19 protein-coding genes and 1 pseudogene are annotated in these 19,866 nt (G+C 70.1%); 9 read left to right on the forward strand and 11 right to left on the reverse strand.

The features are described from left to right. The first annotated feature begins 252 nt into the window (after positions 1-252). Entirely contained in the window at positions 253-1,056 is an 804-nt protein-coding gene (locus IF12_RS0103650) for a Scr1 family TA system antitoxin-like transcriptional regulator (protein WP_030154659.1), read from the forward strand. Next, positions 1,040-1,204 (forward strand): annotated as a pseudogene (locus IF12_RS24670) (DUF397 domain-containing protein); the annotation flags it as partial. The gene IF12_RS0103650 and the pseudogene IF12_RS24670, both read left to right, overlap by 17 nt. A 74-nt stretch (positions 1,205-1,278) precedes the next feature. Here the strand turns inward: IF12_RS24670 and IF12_RS0103655 are convergent. Next, positions 1,279-2,037: an alpha/beta fold hydrolase gene (locus IF12_RS0103655; RefSeq protein WP_030154661.1), complete on the reverse strand. Its 759-nt coding sequence runs from the start codon at positions 2,035-2,037 to the stop codon at positions 1,279-1,281. A gap of 287 nt (positions 2,038-2,324) precedes the next feature. Between IF12_RS0103655 and IF12_RS0103660 the strand changes: the two genes are divergently transcribed. Continuing rightward, complete coding sequence (locus IF12_RS0103660; RefSeq protein WP_197034588.1) at positions 2,325-3,794, forward strand: RICIN domain-containing protein; 1,470 nt, start codon at positions 2,325-2,327, stop codon at positions 3,792-3,794. 121 nt (positions 3,795-3,915) lie between these two features. Beyond that, complete coding sequence (locus tag IF12_RS0103665; RefSeq protein ID WP_035748258.1) at positions 3,916-4,431, forward strand: GNAT family N-acetyltransferase; 516 nt, start codon at positions 3,916-3,918, stop codon at positions 4,429-4,431. On the opposite strand, the gene IF12_RS0103670 is transcribed toward IF12_RS0103665, so the two are convergent. Together IF12_RS0103670 and IF12_RS0103675 are read right to left on the reverse strand one after the other, a co-directional pair. After that, positions 4,432-5,835 carry an extracellular solute-binding protein gene (locus IF12_RS0103670; RefSeq protein ID WP_030154667.1) on the reverse strand — a complete coding sequence of 468 codons (1,404 nt, stop codon included), beginning with the start codon at positions 5,833-5,835 and terminating at the stop codon, positions 4,432-4,434. Next, positions 5,828-7,567, reverse strand: coding sequence for a vWA domain-containing protein (locus IF12_RS0103675; RefSeq protein WP_166659583.1), 1,740 nt, complete (start codon positions 7,565-7,567; stop codon positions 5,828-5,830). Before IF12_RS0103675 ends, IF12_RS0103670 begins: the two co-directional genes overlap by 8 nt. Positions 7,568-8,062: 495 nt before the next feature. On the opposite strand from IF12_RS0103675, the gene IF12_RS25450 reads away from it, so the two are divergent. The 3 genes from IF12_RS25450 (at position 8,063) to proC (ending at position 9,948) form a co-directional block, all read left to right on the forward strand. Further along, a complete protein-coding gene (locus IF12_RS25450) occupies positions 8,063-8,587 on the forward strand; it encodes a GNAT family N-acetyltransferase (protein ID WP_030154670.1) in 525 nt (174 codons plus the stop codon). Between the two features lie 2 nt (positions 8,588-8,589). Beyond that, on the forward strand, positions 8,590-9,084 hold the full coding sequence (locus IF12_RS0103685; RefSeq protein WP_035748261.1) for a DUF1990 family protein: 495 nt from the start codon (positions 8,590-8,592) through the stop codon (positions 9,082-9,084). 72 nt (positions 9,085-9,156) lie between these two features. Further along, positions 9,157-9,948 (forward strand): pyrroline-5-carboxylate reductase, encoded by a 792-nt coding sequence (gene proC, locus IF12_RS0103690; RefSeq protein ID WP_030154675.1) that lies wholly within the window; start codon positions 9,157-9,159, stop codon positions 9,946-9,948. 48 nt (positions 9,949-9,996) lie between these two features. Here the strand turns inward: proC and IF12_RS0103695 are convergent, their stop codons facing one another. The 4 genes from IF12_RS0103695 to IF12_RS0103710 form a co-directional block, all read right to left on the reverse strand. After that, positions 9,997-10,989, reverse strand: coding sequence for a hypothetical protein (locus IF12_RS0103695; RefSeq protein ID WP_030154677.1), 993 nt, complete (start codon positions 10,987-10,989; stop codon positions 9,997-9,999). Positions 10,990-11,117: 128 nt separating this feature from the next. Beyond that, positions 11,118-12,311: a serine protease gene (locus tag IF12_RS0103700; RefSeq protein ID WP_133884253.1), complete on the reverse strand. Its 1,194-nt coding sequence runs from the start codon at positions 12,309-12,311 to the stop codon at positions 11,118-11,120. A gap of 46 nt (positions 12,312-12,357) precedes the next feature. Then, complete coding sequence (locus tag IF12_RS0103705; protein WP_030154682.1) at positions 12,358-13,281, reverse strand: NAD-dependent epimerase/dehydratase family protein; 924 nt, start codon at positions 13,279-13,281, stop codon at positions 12,358-12,360. Positions 13,282-13,379: 98 nt separating this feature from the next. Further along, entirely contained in the window at positions 13,380-14,312 is a 933-nt protein-coding gene (locus IF12_RS0103710) for a GntR family transcriptional regulator (protein WP_030154685.1), read from the reverse strand. 161 nt (positions 14,313-14,473) lie between these two features. Here IF12_RS0103710 and IF12_RS0103715 point away from each other — a divergent pair, with 161 nt between their 5' ends. Further along, the gene (locus IF12_RS0103715; RefSeq protein ID WP_030154688.1) at positions 14,474-15,595 is read left to right on the forward strand and encodes an FAD-dependent monooxygenase; all 1,122 of its coding nucleotides are present in this window, start codon (positions 14,474-14,476) and stop codon (positions 15,593-15,595) included. A 183-nt stretch (positions 15,596-15,778) separates the two neighbouring features. Here the strand turns inward: IF12_RS0103715 and IF12_RS0103720 are convergent, their stop codons facing one another. Beyond that, positions 15,779-16,618, reverse strand: coding sequence for an SDR family NAD(P)-dependent oxidoreductase (locus IF12_RS0103720; protein ID WP_030154693.1), 840 nt, complete (start codon positions 16,616-16,618; stop codon positions 15,779-15,781). Between the two features lie 95 nt (positions 16,619-16,713). Here IF12_RS0103720 and IF12_RS0103725 point away from each other — a divergent pair, with 95 nt between their 5' ends. Then, entirely contained in the window at positions 16,714-17,274 is a 561-nt protein-coding gene (locus tag IF12_RS0103725) for a TetR/AcrR family transcriptional regulator (protein ID WP_030154696.1), read from the forward strand. A 6-nt stretch (positions 17,275-17,280) separates the two neighbouring features. On the opposite strand, the gene IF12_RS0103730 is transcribed toward IF12_RS0103725, so the two are convergent. The 3 genes from IF12_RS0103730 to IF12_RS0103740 all read right to left on the reverse strand — a co-directional run bounded on the left by IF12_RS0103730 (position 17,281) and on the right by IF12_RS0103740 (position 19,700). After that, entirely contained in the window at positions 17,281-18,129 is an 849-nt protein-coding gene (locus IF12_RS0103730) for an aminoglycoside phosphotransferase family protein (protein ID WP_030154698.1), read from the reverse strand. Between the two features lie 95 nt (positions 18,130-18,224). Further along, positions 18,225-19,358 (reverse strand): DivIVA domain-containing protein, encoded by a 1,134-nt coding sequence (locus IF12_RS26975; RefSeq protein ID WP_081913118.1) that lies wholly within the window; start codon positions 19,356-19,358, stop codon positions 18,225-18,227. Between the two features lie 3 nt (positions 19,359-19,361). Beyond that, a complete protein-coding gene (locus IF12_RS0103740; protein ID WP_030154700.1) occupies positions 19,362-19,700 on the reverse strand; it encodes a hypothetical protein in 339 nt (112 codons plus the stop codon). Positions 19,701-19,866: the final 166 nt, after the last annotated feature.

The raw sequence follows: 19,866 nt of genomic DNA on the forward strand, positions 1-19,866 counted from the left end.
CGCGATCCCCGGGCTTCCCCACCGCTCGCGAGTCGTGCAAGCGAACCCGCGATGAATCGAATCTAAGCGCTGAACTCGGCAGGTAGAAGCGCCGACACGAGAGCACTTTTTGCAGGTAAGGAGGCTGCGCAAGAATTGCCGGAAAGTTTTGCGCCCCAAACTTTCCGGTTGCCGGTCCCTATTGCGTCGGATAAAGAGGCACGTGTACCGTTTGATTACAGTCCGTTCCCACCAACGAACTCCGGAGGACCGATGCCTCTTTCAAGAGTCGCGGAATGGTATGTCCTCGCAGACCTCCAAGCGCTCTGCAAAGAATCCGACCTGACCTACGCCCAGATCGGCGTTGCGCTGGGAGTGAGTGCACGTACGGTCCAGAACTATGTCTCCGGTGAGACCCGCCCCAAAGCGGGCATGGCCGCGCAGTTCGCGGAGATTTGCGGAGCCAGCAAGAAGCGCATCGACTTCCTCATTCATGTGATCAGCCAACTGGACAGCGGCATGATCGTGTCAGATCTGAGCAAGCGAAACATTCTCATTGTCGAACATGCCGAGGCCGCTTCCGGCGAGATCTGGAAGTGGGAGAACGTGTACATACCGGGACCGTTCCAAATCGAGCGCTACCACATGGAGTTGCTACCTGAGCCATCGAAGAACCCGGTGCGGAACTGGAACCGCAAACACCGCCGATTCATGACCATCAGCAGGCGGGACCCGGCTCCGGTCATGAACATCCTCATGAATGCCAATGTCCTTCGGCAGATTCGCGACTGGGATGGAGCTGAGGATCAGTTCAACCACCTGCTCGAAGTCGATCAGTGGCCGAACTGCGAGATTCGGCTCCTCGACGGCTTGCACTACGGTGCCGAGCACGAATTTACGGTCTATCTCCCCGGTGGAAACCCCAAAGCGCCACCACCGTTCGTCTATGTCGAGTCGATCGATCAGAGCCGACACATCGAGGATGCGGGGAAGTTCGGCTTGTATCATGGCCTAGTCAAGAGGATGTGGTCGTCTGGCCAACGAATTGGAGGGCGTCTCGATGACTGGATACGGTAGCTGGCGCAAGAGCACCAGGAGTGGCAGCGGTGACGACAGCGACTGCGTCGAAGCTCGTCAGCAGGCAGGGGAGTTCCAGGTGCGGGACTCCAAGCTCGGCCATGATTCCCCGATTTTCGACCTCGCCTCGACCGACTTCAAGGCGCTGCTGAGCGCCGCCGAGTTAGTCCCGAACGAACTCGAAGGCCGCCGTCGCGATCGCGACGGCGGCCTTTTCGGTGGTCAGCCGTTGAGGTGTTCGAGGAGGAGCCGGTTGACCGCCTCGGCCTGCTCGGTGGAGGCGATATGCGCCGCGCCCTCCACGGCCGCGATGCGGCAGTCGCGAATGCCCGCTTCGAGCACCCGCGCATCCGCCTCGGTGGCGACCGTGTCCTGATCGCCGTAGAGCACGAGCGCGGGCGCCTCGATGTCTCCGAGCTCGTCGCGCAGATCCGTTTCCGCCAGCGCCCGGCAGCACGCCGTGTACCCGAGCGGGTCGCACGCGGCGATGTCGCGGCGGAAGCGTTTGACGATGTCCGGGTGCTCGCTGTGGAACCGGTCGGTGAACCACCGCCGTGTCGCGGTCTCGGCCACCGCGGCCATACCCCGGGTGCGGACCAGTTTCACCCGCTCGGCCCAGTACGCCGGGGAGCCGGGCTTGACAGCAGTTCCGATGACCGCGATCCGATCCGTCCGCTCCCGATGGCGCGCCGCGAAATCGAGCACCGTCGCACCGCCGAGTGAGATCCCCACCAGGTGCGCGCGTTCGACTTCGAGGTGATCGAGCAGGTCGGCGATGTCGTCGGCGAGGTCCCGGATGTCGAACGCCCCGCCGCCGGAGCGCGTCCGCCCGTGGCCCCGCGTGTCGTAGCGGACCAACCGAAAACGATCCGCGAGCGCCTCGACCTGCGGGCGCCACATGTCCTCGGAGGCGCCGAGCGAATGGGAGAAGACGATCGTCTCGGCGCCCTCGCGTCCCCCGACGCTGTGGTGGGGGATCATGCCGCCGCCCGTGCGGGCGCGGCGGACCGCTTCGCGACCAGTACGTCCATTCCCGACCTCATGACCGGATCGTAGGCGACCGGGGGCCCGCCCGTGAAGCACATGTGAGCGATCAGCCCCGAACCGAGACCGCGTCCCGCCTCGCCGCACCTCGCCGCCGGGGGGCTTGCGGGGGTGTCGTTCAATTAGGTAAATTGATGAAACTAAATATCACGACCATCTATACGTGTTCGCCGGGAGGCGGATCGCGGTCGTGGTGCCACCCCCTTTCTAGGAGCGGATGAGTCATGACCCTCACCATGCCCGACGCGGGAGCGTTCCCGCGGGCCATTCCCAGGCGCTCGCGCCGCCTGATCCTCGCGCTGGCGGTGATCGCGGTCGGCTCGCTCGTGGCCGCCTCGCTGAGCGTCTGGAACAGCGCCAAGGCCAGCGCCTTCGAGGTCGGCACCTGGTACAACGTCGAGTCTCGACACTCCGGGATGGTCCTCGGCGTCCGGGCGGCCTCGACCGAGAACGGCGCCGAACTGGTCCAGTGGACCAGCAACGGCTCCTACGACCAGCAGTTCCGGCTCCTGGACGCGGGCGGCGGCTACTACCGTGTTCAGGCCCGGCACTCGAACAAGGTCGTGGACGTCAAGGACTTCTCGGCCGCCGACGGCGCGACCGTCCAGCAGTGGAACGACGTGAACAGCACTAACCAGCAGTGGCGGGTCGAGGAGAGCGGCGGCTACGTCACCTTCGTCAACCGCAGCTCCGGCAAGGCGCTCGACGTCTGGGAGTGGTCGACCGCCAGGGGCGCCAGGATCTCCCAGTACACCCCGACCGGCGGCGCGAACCAGCAGTGGCGCCTCGTCCAGGCCGGGGACGTGCCCCCGGGCGTCGACGCCCTCGAAGGCTTCGGCCAGGGCACCACCGGCGGCGAGGGCGGCACCACCGTCACCGTCACCACCCAGGCCGACCTGGAGAACTACGCCAACGCCTCGGGCGCGTACGTCATCAAGGTCGCGGGCACGATCAACATCAGCCCCAAGGGCAAAGAGGTCCGCGTCGGCTCGGACAAGACCATCATCGGCGTCGGGACCTCCGGCCAGATCGTCGGCGGCGGGTTCTTCCTCGGCGAGGGCACGAACAACGTGATCATCAGGAACCTCACGATCCGCGACACGCTCATGCCCGAGGACGACCCGGACGACAAGGACTTCGACTACGACGCGATCCAGATGGACACGGCCAGCAACGTCTGGATCGACCACAACCGCATCTACAACATGAACGACGGCCTCATCGACTCCCGCAAGGACACCACGAACCTCACCGTCTCGTGGAACGAGATGGGCCCGAACAACAAGTCCTTCGGCATCGGCTGGACCGACAACGTCACGTCGCGGATCACCATCCACCACAACTGGATCCACGGCACCAACCAGCGCAACCCCAGCACCGACAACGTCGCCTACGCCCACATGTACAACAACTACCTCCAGGACATCACCGGATACGGCAACTACTCCCGCGGCTACACCAAGATGGTCCTGGAGAACTCCTACTTCCAGAACGTCAGGAACCCCTACTACCCGGACCCGACCGCGGAGCTGCGCCAGAGCGGGAGCATCTGCGTCTCGTGCAGCGGCGACCAGTCGACCCGCGGGTCGGCCTTCAACCCGTCGGACTTCTACGACTACACGCTGCACCCGGCCTCCGAAGTGCCCGCCCTGCTCGCGGCCTACGCCGGGCCGCAGGCCTGGCTCGGCCTCTGAGCCGCCGGCCCGCCTGAGCCCGCCTCCGAGCCCTCGCGCCGACCCGCGGCGCGAGGGCTCGCCCGCGCCGCAACCGCCGATTCGTATTGCGGGGAGCGGCCGCGTGCGCGAGGCTGAAGCGATGCAAGCACCGCTGACGGACGGCACGATCGCGCTCGCCCCGCTCGGCCCCGGCGACTTCGCGGCCCACCTCGCGGGCCAGGACGAGGAGCTGGTCCGCTGGCTCGGCGGCGTCCGCTTCACCCCCGAGCAGCTGCGCGTCTACCTCGAACGGTGCGCGCTGTGGTGGAACCGCGGCGGGCCGTTCCACAACTTCGGCATCCGCCTCGGCCCCGACCGCACCCTCACCGGGACCGTGGACGTCCAGGTCGGGCTGTCCTACCTCGCGCCCGGCCAGACCAATCTCGCCTACGGCCTCTACCCGGGCTGGCGCGGCCGCGGCCTGGCCACGCGCGCGGTCGTGCTCGCGTGCGAGTACGCCCGCGGCCTCGGCTGCGCCGAGGCGGTCATCCGCTGCGAGCCGGCGAACGCCCGCTCGGCGGCGGTCGCCGTCCGCGCCGGCTTCGCCTTCCGCCAGCAGCGCAGCGAACCGGACGGCACCCTGCTCGACTGGTACGTCCTCGACCTGTTCGCTTGACTACTTCCCGGCGATCGCCCTGTCCAGCGCCCGCTGGAGCGCCTTGGGATCGGGATCCCCCTTCGGTCGCAGCCTCGGGTGCAGGTACTCCCGGAAGGCCCGGCTGTACTGCGTGTACCGCTGCACGGCCGGACGGGTCCCCGGCGGCGGCTGGTCCGGGTCGTGGGTGTCGTCGGGCCGCTTGCCGGTCAGCGCCGCGTACAGCTCCTCGGCGTCCGGACGCGGACGCTGAATGCCGTTCACGCACGCGGCCGGCTCCTCCGGTTCGGTCCCGTCGGCCCTGGTGAACGCGTCCCGGTACGGCCCCTCCCGGGTCGCCCCGAACCCGCCGTCGAACAGCTCCTGCTGGCTATCGGAGTCGGTGAGGAACTCGATGAGCGCCTTGGAGGCCTTGGGCCGCTTCGAGGCGGCGTTCACCGCCAGGCTCTGGCCGCCGAGCACCGCCCCCGGCATCGGGACCGCGCCGACCTCGAAGTCGAGGCCCGCCTCGCACGAGCGCAGGAACTCGTGGGCCCGGGGCCAATGCCGCAGGAACGGGGTCAGCCCTGACTGGAACGCCAGGAGCGAGTCGTCCTCGGTGTGCTGCAACGCCTCCGTGAGGACGACCGTGGCCCCGCCGCCCGCGTCCTCGTACAGGTCGCCGACGAGGCGCCCCAGCGCATCGCCCGCGTCCGAGTCCTCCCCGAAGCGGATCCGCCCGCCCTCGCCGGGACGCACGCCGTTCGCCAGCAGGTACTCCCACACGTTGACGATGAACCCCTCATAGGACGCCAACTGCATCGCGATGCCGCCCTTGAAGTCGCCGCTCGCGCCGAGGATCTTCCCGATGCACTCGCGCAGACCGTCCCAGTCCCGCAGCGACCGAACGTCCTCGGGCCCGACGGTGCCCGTGGCCGGGTCGGTGACCTCCCCTTTGCGGTAGTAGAGCATCCCCACATCCGTGTTGAACGGCAGCGCGTACAGGTCCCCGTCGTAGCGCCCGGCCTCCAGCGGCGCCGGGAGCAGGTCCTCCGACTCGACCTCCCCGAGGGCCCGCAGGCGCCCCGCGGCGGCGAACTCGGCGATCCACGGCAGGTCCAGGACCACCGCGTCCACCCCCGTGTCGCCCGATTGGAGCGCGGCATGGATCGCGTTGTACTGCAAGTCCGCCACGCCCGGCAGCTCGACGAGCTCCGCCTGGTGGTCCTTGTTCTTGTCGTTCCACTTCTTCACCAGCAGCCGGCGCTGGCCGTCCGCGGTGTCGTCGCGCCCGCTCAGGATCTTCAGGGGCTCGCCCTTCAGATCCTCCCGCTCCTGCCAGAACTGCCAGGACATCGAGGGGACCATCCCGGCGAGGCCTCCGGCGACGGCCCCGCCGCCCGCCCAGACCAGGGTCCGGCGCCGCAGTCCCTGCCGCTCATCCATTGCCGCTCCACAGTCGGTCGAACAGGTTGTCGAAGGTGATCGTGATCTCCTCGGGTTCGGCGTCGAAGCAGGTGACACCGGGCTGCTCGCCCTTGAGCGCGTTGAAGAACTCCGATCGGCACGAGGCGTCGCCCACGGCGATCACGTACACGACCACCTTCGAGTCCGCCAGCCGCTCATGGACCTCCGCCACGGTGGTCGCCGACGGGTCGGGGTCGTCGCCGTCGGTGAGCACCACCATCGCGCTGAGCCGCTCGTCGGGCCTGGCGGCCTCCAGCGCGTCGATGCCGTCGATGATCATGTCGTGCAGGTCGACGCCGATCTGCACTCCCGCCGCCTGGAGCAGGCCGGTGGCGTCGCCGCCGTCGCCGCCGATGCCGAAGAGCTCGGCGTGGGAGTCCGGGCCGTCGGCCGGGAACGTCCACAGGCCCGCGCGGTCCTCCGGGCCGAGGTACTCCAACGCGGTCGCGACGCCCTCGGTGGCCAGCTCGAACCGGGTCGGAGCGCCGGCGGCGTCATCGTGCATCGTCCGCGAGCGGTCGATCGACAGCAGCACGTCCGCCGGAGCCCGGGTCGTCCCGTAGTCCTCCCGCAGGTCCCCGTACTCGCGCACGCTGATCGGCTCGGTCTCGAACGCGAACCGCTTCACGAACTCCACCTCGTCGGCGAGCGGTTCCCCGTCGTAGTCGACCGACCGCACGCCCGCCCCGGCCGGATACGACCCGCCGCCGCCCGCCAGCCACGCGACCAGGTCGTCGGCGACCTCCGCGCGCCGCTGCGCCCACCGGTCGCCCCCGTCCGACCAGTCGAACCGCACCGCCTGGTAGTCGAGGGACCCGAACGCCTCGCCGTACACCGGCAGCAGGTCCGAGCGCTTCTTCGTCTCCACCGGGCACTCCCCGCCCATCGGCTTCCCGGAGTTGTACCGGGCCAACGCCGCCTCCGTGGTCAGCACCGCGGCGTTCGGCGAGGGGTCCTGCGCCCGCGACAGGCCGCACAGCAGCCCCGTGTCGTCGCTCGCCAGCGCGATCCCCAAGGACGCGCCCCAGTTCGCCAGCTTGCGCTCGAGCCGGGCCACGGTCCCCTCCGACGCGGGGCCCTCGCCGTACATCGCCCGCAGGAACAAAAGGCCCGTGTGCGACATGGACGGATCGGACCGCAGCACGGAGACGCGGTACTCCGCGTCGAGCTCGTCCAGCAGCTCCGGCAGCGACGCCTCGGCGATCTGCGAGGCGCCGTTGAACCCCTTGTTCAAGATCCCGCCCGGCACCGCCAGCACCAGCGGGGTCTTCCCGATCGGCACCGAGGGCCCGAGCACGTCGTTGCCGACCGGCGACTCCCGCAGCGCGTCGGAGGCGAGATCGACATAGGTCCGGGACTCGGTGATCCACAGATGCGGCCTCGGCCCGACATCGCGCAACGGGACCAGCGGCTCCCCGTCCCGCTCCTCGTCCCGCTCCTCATCGGGCCGCCAGCCTTGACGCAGCGCCTGTTCCACAGGGCCCCAAGTCGCGTCGTAGGCCGTCACGTTCGCCGTCCGGCAGTCCCCGGCCCCCGGGCGGGCGTTGAACTCGGCGATCGCCTCCTGGAGCCCCGCCGCGCCGTCCACCGGCAGCAGCACCGTCAACTCCACCGGATCGGCGCAGCCGCCGACCGCGCGGTCACCGCCGAACCCCCAGCCCAGCGGACCCGACGCCACACCCGAGACCAGCAGCAGCGCACTGACAACCACCGCCCAAAACTCGAACCGGGAACGCGAACCGCGCCGCAGCAGCGACCGCCACGCGAACGCGCCCGACCCGATCGCCCCACCGAAGCACAACGCCCACAACAGATCGAAATCACGCACCCCCGCCGACACCACCGCCGCACCGACGCCCGCACCGGTCACCAGCGTCGCCGCCCGCAGCCGCGGCGGCAACCGAGGCGGCGGCCGGCGGTGGCCCCCGTGCGAGGAGGACCAGCTCGGCTCCTCCTCCAGCGTCTCCGTAGGCGGCCTGCGATGACTCCCCCTGGGAGCGAGGGAGCCCGGTTCCTCGTCATCGGGTTCGGATCGTGGTCGGCTCGAGGACACCGTTGTCTCCGTTAGGGGTAGATACCGGGTCCCGTCGTCCGTTCTGGAGCCCGGAAGCGATAACCCACAGTATGCCGCATCCCGAACACAGAGAGGGAGGTCGATACAAGCGCTTTCCGGACACGACGCGCCCCGCTGGGGCACGATCGGTGCATGATCACCATCCGCCCGGTCGCCCTCGACGACGCCGAGACCCTCGCCGACCTGCGCACCGACAGCCGCGAGCACCTCGCCCCCTGGGAACCCGACCGCGGTGAGGCCTTCTTCACCGCCGAAGGCCAGCGCGAGGCCATCGCCGTCGCCCTCGACCGGGACGCGGCCGGGATCGGCCGCTCCTACGTCATCGCCGACGACGGGCGGCCCGTCGGCGGCCTCGTGTTCAACTCGATCCTGCGCGGCCCCTACTTCAGCTCGTGCAGCCTCGGCTACTGGGTCGCCCGCGCCGAGACCGGGCGCGGGGTCGCCACGGCCGCCGTGGGCCTCGCCAAACGGGTAGCCTTCGAGGAGCTCGAACTGCGCCGCGTCCAGGCCGAGACCCTCGTCCACAACCTCGCCTCGCAGAAAGTCCTGGAACGCAACGGGTTCGAGCCGGTAGGACTGGCACCCGCCTACCTCAAGATCGCCGGAACCTGGCAGGACCACCTGCTGTTCCAGGCACTCGACCCCGCGAGGGACTGAACATGCGCTTCGACGTCAACTACCCCGAGGTCGGCGCGTCCCGCGACGTGCCCCTCCCCGACGGCTACCGCCACCTGCGCCGCGAGACCCTCGTCGACGCCCCGCTCGCGGAAGCCGCCGACCTCCTCATGACCTGGGGCCTCCACGAGCGCTGCGGCCTGCACCCGCGCCCGAGCGCGCCCCGCGCCGCCCCCGGCGTCAAGGTCACCCTCCGCTTCGCGAGCCTCCTCTCCATACCCTGCCAGGTCACCTGGGCCGACCAGACGGCCACGCGCGCCGGCTTCGGCTACGGCTCCCTGCCCGGCCACCCCGAACGCGGCGAGGCCGCGTTCCTCCTCGAATCGGTGGGGGAGCGGCGCACCCGCTTCACCCTCCGCTCCTTCTCGGTCCCCGGCACCCCGCTCAGCCGCGCCGCGTCGCCGGTCGCGCGGCTCCTCCAGGCCCGCGCCACCGAGCGCTTCACCGCCGTCATGCGCGAGGCCTTCGCCGCCCGCTGACTTTCCCGAACCCCGGTGGCGGACTGCCCCGTTGCGTAGATTTCGGCTGAGAGAGCCGAATCGGAGGTCGCCATGGACATCGCACTGCTCGGCGTCGGACACCTCGGCGAGGCCGTCCTCGCGGGGCTGCTCGACTCGGGCCTGCCCGCCTCGCAGATCTGGGCCACCGCCCTCCCCGAGAAACGCGCCGCCGCGCTGGCCGACCGTTACGGCGTGGAGGTCGGCACCCACAATCCGAGCGCGGTCGCGGAGGCGGACGTGGTGCTCGTGGCGGTGCCGCCGGTGGCGGTGCGGCCGCTGCTCAAGGCGATCGGGCCCTCCCTCAGGCCCGACACGGCCGTGGTCTCGCTCGCCGCGGGGGTCCCGCTGGCGACGCTCACGGCGGCGCTGCCGGACGGCGTCGGGGTCGCCCGCGCGATGACGAACATCGCCGCGCGCACCCGCCAGGCCGCCACGGCACTGTGCGCTTCCGAGGGGTTCGACCTCACCGAGATCGAGGACCTGTTCGACCGCGTCGGCGTCACCGTCACGGTGGACGAGTCCCTTATGGACCTGGTTACCGCGGTCGCCGGTTCGGGCCCGGCTTTCCTGTTCTCCCTTGCGGATTCGCTCATCTCGGCTGCGGTGGACGGCGGCATGGAGCCGGTCGCCGCCCGCGTCATGGTCGACCAGATGCTCCTCGGCACCTGCCTGCACCTGCACTCCTCGGACGAGTCGCCCGCGACCATGCTGGAGCGCGTCGCCACGCCCGGCGGGACCACGCACGCCGCGCTGGACGTGCTCAGGGCAGGGCACGTCGACGCGACCGTGAAGGCCGCCATCCAGGCCGCGACCGAGCGCGGCCACAAGCTCTCCGGCGAGTGACGTGAGCCCGATGGCGGCATCACGGGTGCGTACGCGGTCGTCTGCGGCTCACGCCGCCGCATCCTCACCGCGCCGGTGTCGTCTCCGCATCACGAGCGCCGCCACCACGACAAGGACCGCACCGGCCGCGAGCATCTCGATGTAGGCCCAGCGCAGGCCGCTGGTGAACGCGTCGTAGGTCAGCGGTGCGAAGTCCGCGTCCTCGGCCCTCTCGACGAACTGCGCGCGGCCCTCGGCGAGTCCCAACAGCGCCCCGAGCGCCAAGATCGCGCTGAGGCCTCCGACGACGAGCGCCGCGATCCACTTGCGCGGGGCGAGTACGAACGCGGCGGCCAGCAGGGCCAGGCCGATCCACGGCAACCAAATGGCGGCCCATTCGAGCCGCTCGACGTAGGACTGCAACTCGGGGACCTGCTCGGATTCGACCAGCACGTACTGCGCCTCGACCTGCGGGATGTGGGCCGCGGCCGCGAAGTCGGCCTCCACCAGGCGTTCCTTCACGACGGCGACGACCCGGCCGAGGTCGAGCGCGAGCGTGTCCCCCTCGGCCAGCACGGCTCCGGCGTTCTCCCCGCGCAGGGCCGAGACGAGGGAGGCGTGCGCTTCGCGCACGGCCGCGTCCCAGAGGTCGAGGTACGCCTGGGAGGCGACGAACTCGCTCACCTCCTGCGCGATGCGCTCGCGCATGGCCTCGGCGGCGGAGGCGATGAGATCGTCCACGGCCGCGGGCCGGTTCCCGCCGGCCGAGTCGATCGCCTCGCCGGCGATCCGTTCGAGGTCGACGGCGTCCACGATCGTCTCGGTGACGAGGTCGGCGATCGCGGCCCGCACGCGCTCGTCCTCGGCGATCACGGCGGTCCGGTCGGTGAAGCGGTCGGTGTCGAGCAGTTCGAGGCGGGCGTAGAACGCGGCGATGGCCGCGGTGATGGCGAGGACCGCGAGGACGCAGGCGAGCATCGAGGCGATCCATCGCAGCAGGTGCCGTATGCGGTGGCGCTGTTCTTCCTCCGCAACGGTTTCGGTCTCCGGGGTGTCGTCCACGTCCGCCTCCCTCTTCGCCCTCCAATCCACCCTAATCAGTGCGAAAGATTCATGTGGGCGGTTCGGCTGAGGCGTTCGGCGCGAACGCGAAAGGGCGGCGGGGGAGCCCGCCGCCCTCTCCTCCGACGCTAGAAGTCGTAGCGCAGGTACGGCGCGATGAGCGGGTAGATCAGGTCCATCCGCACCGCGCTGTTCGGGCATCCGCCGAGGTGGTGGAGGCCGACGACCTTGCCGGAGTCGCGGCTGACCACCGGCGAGCCCGAGGAGCCGCCTTCGGTGTCGCACAGGTACGCCAGGTCGCTGTGCCAGCCGCGGGCGGTCCACGCGTTGTCGCTGATCCGGCACTGCGCGGTGCCCGATCCGGAGTGCGAGCCCTCGTCGCTGACGGCGGCGATGCGCATCGGCCTGCCGCCGGGGTGCCCTGGGATGAAGACCTTCTCGCCGGTGGCGGCCTGCCCGCGGTCGATCTTCAGGTGCGGCAGGTGCGCGATCCGGTCGTATTCGGCGACGGTGAACAGCGTGTAGTCGTAGGTGTAGTTCGTCGCCAGGACTTTGGCGCCGGTCACCTTGACCGGCTTGGCCGTCGCCCCGCCCGAGCACTCCAGGCACTCGTATCCGAACTGGACCTCGGTGACCTTCGCCTCGGCGCTGGTGGCGAGGCAGTGGTTGTTGGTGAGCAGCCGGTTCCCGGATTCGACGAGCCATGCGGTGCAGTAGAACTGGTCGTCGATGATGATCCGCGCGACCGACTTGCTCGCGTCGTAGGCCTCGGGGTCGCTCTCGCGGTAGCAGACGGCGTGCACGGAGTCGTCCTCGCCGCAGACGCTCTCGGCCTCCCTCTCGGGCAGGCGCGCTTCGAGTTCGGTCTCGTTGAGCCCGCGCGCGTACGCGGCGATCCGGGCTTCGGCCGCGACGCCGTCGGACGGGTCGTCGTGCAGCTCGACGACGGCGGTGTCGCCCTCGACCGAGAGCGCCCGGATCGCGCCGTCGATGATGTCGGCGGCGCCGTACCGGTGCGATTCGGTGCCGTCCGCGCCGGTGACGACGAGCGCGTCGCGCGGGCCGAGCGCGACGCGGTCGAACCGAGCCTTGATGAAGGCCGCGTCCGGGTGCGTCAGGGCCCGTTCGGATCCGGGGCCGAGGGCCGCGTCGACGGTCTCGATCGCGGCGATCTGGTTCGCGCCGTAGGCGGGTGCGGCCTCGATCGCGTCCTGGGCTCCCGCCGGGGGAGCCGAGACGAGTGCGGCGGCGACCGCGAACGCTCCCGCGGCGGCGCCGATGAGGATTCGGTGTCGGGTCTGCGGTGTCTCTTGTGCTCTCACGTGCACGAACCCTAGGGGCCCGGGGGCTGCGGCGCGGCGTTTCGGGTCAATCGGCGTGCGTCTTGAACCAGGCGAGGGTCGCGGCGACGGCCTCCTCGTGGGGCGTCACCCGGGCCTCGCCGAAGGAGGCGCGGAAGGCGGTGTCGTCCACGATCCACGGCCGGTCCCGCTGGTACCAGGTCTCGCCCAGTTCCCGCACGTCCCGGTTGAACAGGCCGATGAGGCGCTGCGCGCCGCGGCCGACGCCCGAGCTGCGCGGGTTTCCGCCTGCGGCCTTCCACACCAGGTCGAGGAGGGCGCTCCCGGTGAGCGGCGGCCCGGCCGGCAGGTGCCACACGTGCCCGTCGGCGCTGGGGTTCTCGCCGAGGGTGGCCAGTGCGGCGGCGAGGTCGGGCAGGTAGGCGACGGTGTGCGGCTGGTCGAGTTCGCCGACCCAGCGGGCGGTCTTCCCGGCTGCGGCGGCGGCGAAGACCGTCGCGCCGAGGATGGTGTTGCGCCCTCGCGGTCCGAAGTAGTCCGAGGCGCGGCCGATCGCGGCGGCGATGCGGCCTTCCTTGTGGGCGTTGAGGATGAGTTCGGCCGCGGCGGCGCGGGCCCGGCCCTTCGGGTTCCGGGCCGCATACGGCAGCTCCTCGGTCATGGGGACCTCGACGGGCCCGTACATGTAGAGGTTGTCGGCCACGACCAGGCGGGCCCCGGCCCGCTCGACCGCGGAGACGATCGTGTCGGTGAACCCCACGAACTCGTTCGCCCACTTCGCGTACGGCGGCTGCGCGCACTGGTAGACCACCGCGGCGCCCTCGCAGGCCGCGGCGGCGCCGTCGGCGGTGGTGATGTCGGCGCCGAAGCCGCCCGGCCCCGCGCCGCTGCGGCTGACGGCGCGCACTTCGTGGCCGCGGGCAGTGAGTTCGGCGGCGACGGTACCGCCGATCGCGCCGGTGCCGCCGAGGACGACATGAAGGTCAGGCATGATTGGCTCCCGTTCCCTTGGTGGGTAACGCTGTTATATACCCCGCCGCCGAATTCTGCCCACCGCCGAAGCGACCCACCGTTTAGCTCCACAAAGGATCAAGCGCCGGTTCGCCTCGCCGCCAAGGCCTCCACGCCGTCGAGCAGGAGACCGAGGCCCAGTTCGAACATCGCGTCCAGGTCCATGTCGTAGCCCTCCGTCAGGGCCCCGGCGGGCCCGAAGAGCGCCGCGAAGTGCGGGTACGGCGACAACCGGCCCTCCGTGTGCATCACCGGGACGTACCGGAGGTCGGTCCACTCCTCGGCTGAGAGGCCCGTGTCGGAGACGGCCGCGTCTTCGAGGTCGAAGTTCGCCGAGAGGCCCACGATGTGGCTGTAGAGCAGCACATGCACGTCGAACCGCAGCTTCGGCGGCAGCCCGATCCCTTCGAGCGCCCCGAGGATGCGGTCGCCGATCCACAGGAGGCTCGACACCGGCAGCGGCCTGGTGAGCGGACTGATCCGGCCGAGCCAAGGGTGCGCGCGATGCGTCCTCCACAGCGCGGACGCGAACGCCTCGACCCGCTCGCGCCACGGGGCCGCCTCGTCGTCGTCCACGCGCAGTCCGGCGTAGACGCGGTCGGCCATCGCCGCCAGCAGCTCGTCCTTGTCCTCCACGAACCGGTACAGCGACATCGGCGCCACGCCGCAGCGCCCCGCCAGCGCCCGCATCGAGACCGCTTCCAGCCCTTCGGCATCGGCGATCGCGATGGCCTCGGCGAGGACCTGCTCCCGGGTCAGCTCGGGCGTCGCCGTCCTGCCCGCTTTTCGGCGGGGCGCGACGACCGTGCCCGAGCGCGGGCGGGTGATGACCAGCCCTTCGGCCCGGAGCACGTCCAGCGCCTTCGTCGCCGTGGCGAGCGCCACACCGAATTCCTGGGCGACCCTCCGCGTCGACGGCACCTTGTCGCCCGGGGCCAGCTCCCGGTCGGCGATGCGCCTGCGCAACTCGGCGGCGATGCGCGCGTACGGCGGTTCAAGCGATTCGGCCACGTCGGCCCCTCCCCGGGTCTGTACTACGACAGATCCTAGCCCCCGGCGCGAACCGCGCCTCCCTCTGACCTAGGGCAGTTCGAGCATGTATTTGCAGGTGAACACCGTCTTCCCTACCGTGGTGACCACCAGATCGATACAACGTACTCGGAGGAACCCCGATGACCACCGTCCTCATCTCCGGCGCGAGCGTCGCCGGCACGGCCCTCGCCTACTGGCTCCGCGAGCAGGGCCTCACCCCGGTCGTGCTGGAGCGCGCGCCCGCGCCGCGGCCCGGCGGCCAGGCGATCGACGTGCGCGGCGCGGCCCTGACCGTCCTGCGCCGCATGGGTCTCGAACCCGCCGCCCGCGGACTCGCCAACCACTCTAACGGCATGTCGATGCTCGACCCCCAGGGCAACGAGCTGTTCCGATCCGAGGAGTTCGCGCTCTCCTCCGGCGAACTCGCCTCCGATGACATCGAGATCCTCCGCGAAGACCTCCTCGACCTCCTCTACGGCGCGACCGACGGCGTCGAATACCGCTTCGGTGACTCGATCACCGGCCTTCACCAGGGGCCCGACGGTGTCACCGTCGAGTTCGAGCAGGCCGCCCCGCAGCGGTTCGACCTCGTGATCGGCGCAGACGGCCTCCACTCGAACACCCGCCGCCTCGCCTTCGGGCCCGAGTCCGACTACCTCCACCACCTCGGCACCTACCTCTCGGTCTTCGGGACCGAGAACTACCTGGGGCTCGACCGGTGGCAGACCTGGTTCAACGACGGCGTGAACGGCGGGGTCGCCATGACCGTGCGCGACAACGCCGAGCTGCGGATCTTCCTCGGCTTCGGCGCCGACGCGATCGAGTACGACCACCGCGACACCGAGGCGCAGAAGAGGCTCGTCGCCGAGCACGTGACCGGTTTCGGCTGGGAGGTGCCCGGGTTCATCAAGCGCATGTGGAAGGCGGAGGACTTCTACTTCGACGCCATGGCGCAGATCAAGATGGACGCCTGGTCCGAGGGCCGCGTGGCCCTCGTCGGGGACGCGGCGCACTGCGCGGCGCCGCTGTCGGGCCAGGGCACGAGCCTCGCGCTGGTCGGCGCCTATGCGCTCGCACTCGAGTTGGGCCGCAAGGAGGACCACGCCGTCGCCTTCGACCGGTACGAGCGGAGGATGCGCCCGTGGGTCGAGGCCAACCAGGAACTGGCCCTGATCGACCGCAGAAACGTGGACCCGGACGAGTCCACACGACGCGTGAACGCGGTCAAGAACGCCATAGACCTGGACGAGGTCCTGGCCTGAAAAAGAAAGGGCCGCACCCGAAAGGCGCGGCCGAGCGAATACAGCGAAAACGCCGTGAGTAGGGGCCGCACCCGAAGGGCGCGGCCCCTACTCTTCAGTGCGGCAAAGGAGTGCCCTCACATAGGTCCGGACCCGACTCGCCGTTCTGATCGCCTCCCGATCGACCACCGCAGCGAGCCGCGCTCAATGCGATGCGCGGCTGAGGATCTCCTCCGTCAGACCGTGAAGCCGGTCCGCCGCCTCGGGGTCGAAGTCCTTGCCTTCCAGTGGAAGCCGCTTCGTTCTTCTGAAGGCGCTCACGGGCTCTCGCGGCGGGTCGTCCATGAGCTTCACCATCGGCGGCACCGCCTTGGCGACCCGTTGCGCGAAGAGCGCCGCCATGACCTCGGTGACCGCCTTCTTCGGCTGCTTGAGCGGCCCGGCCATGCCGGTCTTGACGAACAGCGGGTTGTAGAGCACGTACTTGATCGCCGTCCTGCGATGGCGGCGAGGGAAGTCCACGCCGAGCAGGTCGATGCTGCGGGAGGCCTGCGTCGCGGCCTTCATCCCCTTGTACGGTTCGCGGTCGAAGCGCAGGTCGTCCCAGAAGATCCGGCCCGGAAAGCCGCCCGGGGCGCCGAGATTGAAGATCACCGGCGCGGGCGCCTCGCCGAGGACCCCCGCCAGATCGTGGCCGATCACGAAGCGGCTCAAGTACGACAGCGCGAACGTGTACTCCAGTCCGTCCCCGGTGAGCGTGCGCTCCTGCTGGAACCGCTGGGTCGCGAACACCAGGCCGTCGATCCGGTCGAGCGTCGCCTTCGCCTCGGCCGCGACCGCCTTCATGCCCGCGACGGTGCTCAGGTCCGCCCGCAGGAACCGGGCGCGGTCGCCCGCGCCGAGCCGCTCGGCCGCCTCCGTGAACGCCCGGCCCTTCGCCTCCCCGCTGGCCACCGCGACCACGCAATCGCCTCGTTCCAGGAAGTGCAGGCCGAGCCCGCGGCCCATGCCGTCGGTCCCTCCGGTGATCAGGTACGTGCGCACGTCAGTGCCGCCTCTCACGAGTAAGTCATCGATCGATGACAAACGCTAGCAGGGGTCGCGCCATAAGTCAACAAGTGATGACTTATGCTGACTTCATGAACGCGCCCAAGCGCCGCGACCGCGCCGCCACCCGCACCGCCCTCCTCGACGCCGCCCGCAGCCGCTTCGCCGAGCACGGCTTCGACGGCACGAGCGTGCGCGACATCGCCGCCGACGCCGGAGTCGACGCGACGCTCATCTTCCGCTACTTCGGGTCCAAAAAGGATCTATTCGCCGAGGCGATCCGGGCCGAGGTGCCCGAGGACATCGGGACCGATCCGGACGCGGGTCCCGCGGTCCTGGCCGACGCGCTGGTACGCGAAGTGGTGCTCGACGACGGGACCGGCCCCGGCGAGCACCCGCTGCTGGTGATGCTGCGCTCCGCCGGCCGCCCCGAAGTGCGCAAGCGCCTGCGCGAGGAGGTCTGCGACCGCTACCTCGCGGACCTGGCGACCCGTTTCGAAGGCGAGGACGCCGATCTGCGGTCGGAGATGGTCGGCGCACTGCTCATCGGCATGGGCGTCATGCGCTCGGTCGTGGTCTCGCCGGTGCTGTCAGAGGCCGATCCGGACCGTGTGCGCGCCTTGGCCTCCGCGATGGTCGAGGCCCTGGAGTGAGGCCCGTCAGCCGCTGACGTCCAGCCCTTCGCGTTCGAGCGCCGTCCGGACCAACTCGAGCCACTCGACGCCCATCCGGCGACCGTCCGGGAACTCGTCGTCCCGGTCCCAGCGCCACGCCGCGACCATTGCCGTCATGAGGATCCGGCACTCGCGCAGCAGTTTTCGGTCCACGCCCGGATAGTGATCGCCGACCTCGTCGGGGGCATGGGCGAGGTCGAACTCGATCGGCCCGCGGCAGCACGTCTCCAGGTCGATGAACAGCAGTCCGTCCTTTGTGCTCAGCAGGTTGCCGGGATGCGGTTCCCCGTGCAGCAACTGCTCGGTCCCGCGTGCGCCGATCCTCCGCCGCAGGGTGCGCAGCGTGTCGCCGAGCAGTTCCCTGTCCGCCTCGGCGAGGTCAGGGCTCTGCTCGCGGTCGGCCACGATCTGCTGCGCCTCCTCGACCCGATCCGTGAAGTGCGGCGACGGGACCTCGACCTCGCGCATACCGGCGTGCAGCCGTGCGAGCGCATCGGCGTACTCGGCAGCCGAGACCTCTTGCGCTGGAACGGATTCGTAGTAGCTCCACAGTGTGACCACGAAGCCGTCGCGTTCGTAGACGCGCGGTTCCACGCGAGGATCGAGCACCGCCACAGGGCTGCCGACCTCGGTGAGCCGCCGGGCGAGGTCGACTTCGAACTGCGCGACCTGGGCCGACTCGGGTGCGACTCTGGCCAGGACCTCGCAAGGCAGCAGCCGCAGCGAGAGTTTGTTCGAGTCCTGAAGCACGACCGCCTCATCGGCCGTCAGGCCGAGTGATTTGGCGATGGACTTGGCCGCCGCTACCGCGCGGGCTCCCTCTGACGCCTGCATCGTCGCCCCTTTCGCATTCCGCCGCACCGGTGTGCGGCCTCGGCACCATACCAAGCCGCCGGGCCCGGGTCCCGCTGCGCGCCAAAGGCCCCGGGTCAGGCCGACGAGTCGTCCTCGCCCGCGCCCCGCCGCAGGGCCCAACGCCGTTCGAGTTCGAGTTCCACCTGGTCGAGGAACGCGTCCACCTCGTCCATGTCGTAGCCCTCCCGCAATCGCGTGGTCGCGAACTGCGAGTTCCGCACCGCCTCGGGCACCATCCGCTGCGGTCCCGCCTCCGGCTCCATGAGCGCCAGGATCACGCGGTCGAGGAAGGCGTCCACCTCGCCCTCGTCGTAGCCCTCGCTGAGCCGCACCGTCTTGAACCGGACACTGTGGATCTCCTCGGGAGTGAGGATCGGTTCCGCAGGGGGCCAGTCCGATCGAGCCTTCGACCGGTGCCACGGCGACGGTTCGGGCTCTGAACGGCCCACATTTGTGACCGGCGGCGTCGGCTTCACCTGCTCGGGCCGGTGCCGATTCCGCGCGAGCGACAGGTGCTCGGCGGTGTGGGTGACGCACAGCTGCGGCTGCGGCAGGCTCCTGTCTCGCGAGATCCGCAGCAGCTCCCGGTAGATGTCGTGCAGCGCAAGGAACTCCCCGGCCCCCGGGCTGCCGTTCTCCAGCACCTCCAGCAGCGCCCCGGTGAAGGCGGTGTACCGCGCGCCCTCCGGTGCCAGCGACACCGAGTTGGCCGGCGACGAGGTGAGCGTGAACGAGCCGGTGATCTGGATCTTCCCGAGGATGTCCTCCTCGTCGGACATGCCGCCGATGGCGCGCCCGGAGTAGCAGCAGTCGAGGATGACCACCTTGATCGAGGCCCGCGCGCGCCGGATCGTCTCGTACAGCCTCGCGAACGGGATCGCGCTCCACGGCAGCAGCGGCGGCCGGGCGCTCTGCGGCTGCGCCAGGTGCAGCTCGCCGTCGGTGTCGACGAGGCCGTGGCCGCTGTAGTAGACCAGCAGGAGGTCTTCGGCCTGGTCAGCGGCGGACTGGACCGCCGAGCCGATCTTGGAGAGGTCGCGCTCGTCGGGCACCGGAACGCAGTGCTGCGGCAGCAGGCCGGTGTGCCGCACGAGCGCGCTCCGCACGGCCACGAGGTTGTTGCCGGTCGCCTTGACCGGTTCGAGGTGGTCGTAGTCGGAGGTGCCGATGAGCACGGCGCGGGATTTCGAACCGTCGGGGAGGCGCACGGTCTACTCGCCGGAGTCGAGCTTCTGGGCCACGGTCTTCGCAACGGCGCCTTGGGCACTGATCTGGAGGCCCGAGCCGTCCGGGGCGGTGACGGTCACTTCGATGGACGATCTGCGGGTCTGGAGCCAGCCCACGATGGTCCGCCCGAGCACGTCGAGGCCGCCCGCGGCGATCGCGGCGAGCAGGAGCGTCTCGAGCCCGCCGAGTTCGCCGGGCTTGATCTCCGCGGGCGCGAAGCGGACCCTCCCGCGGAATTCGTCCTCGTGGTCGAGCCAGTCCAGCAGTGCGGCCAGCTCACCGTGGGTGTCGTCCGTTCCGTGCACCGCGATCTCGGCGTCCATCGCTCCACCTCCGACCTCATTGTCCCAGATTCGCGCACTTCCCGGTTGCCGCGGATTCGTCGGAAGGCGCAGCGGCACAGCGGAACGCCGATGTCTCAGGCGTCCCAGGGAGCGTCGGACCGCGGCGCGCGAGAGAAATTCCTTCGCGGCGGCGATGATTTCGCGG

This window comes from Glycomyces sp. NRRL B-16210, assembly GCF_000719515.1.
In the GTDB taxonomy this organism is placed as follows: domain Bacteria; phylum Actinomycetota; class Actinomycetes; order Mycobacteriales; family Micromonosporaceae; genus Glycomyces.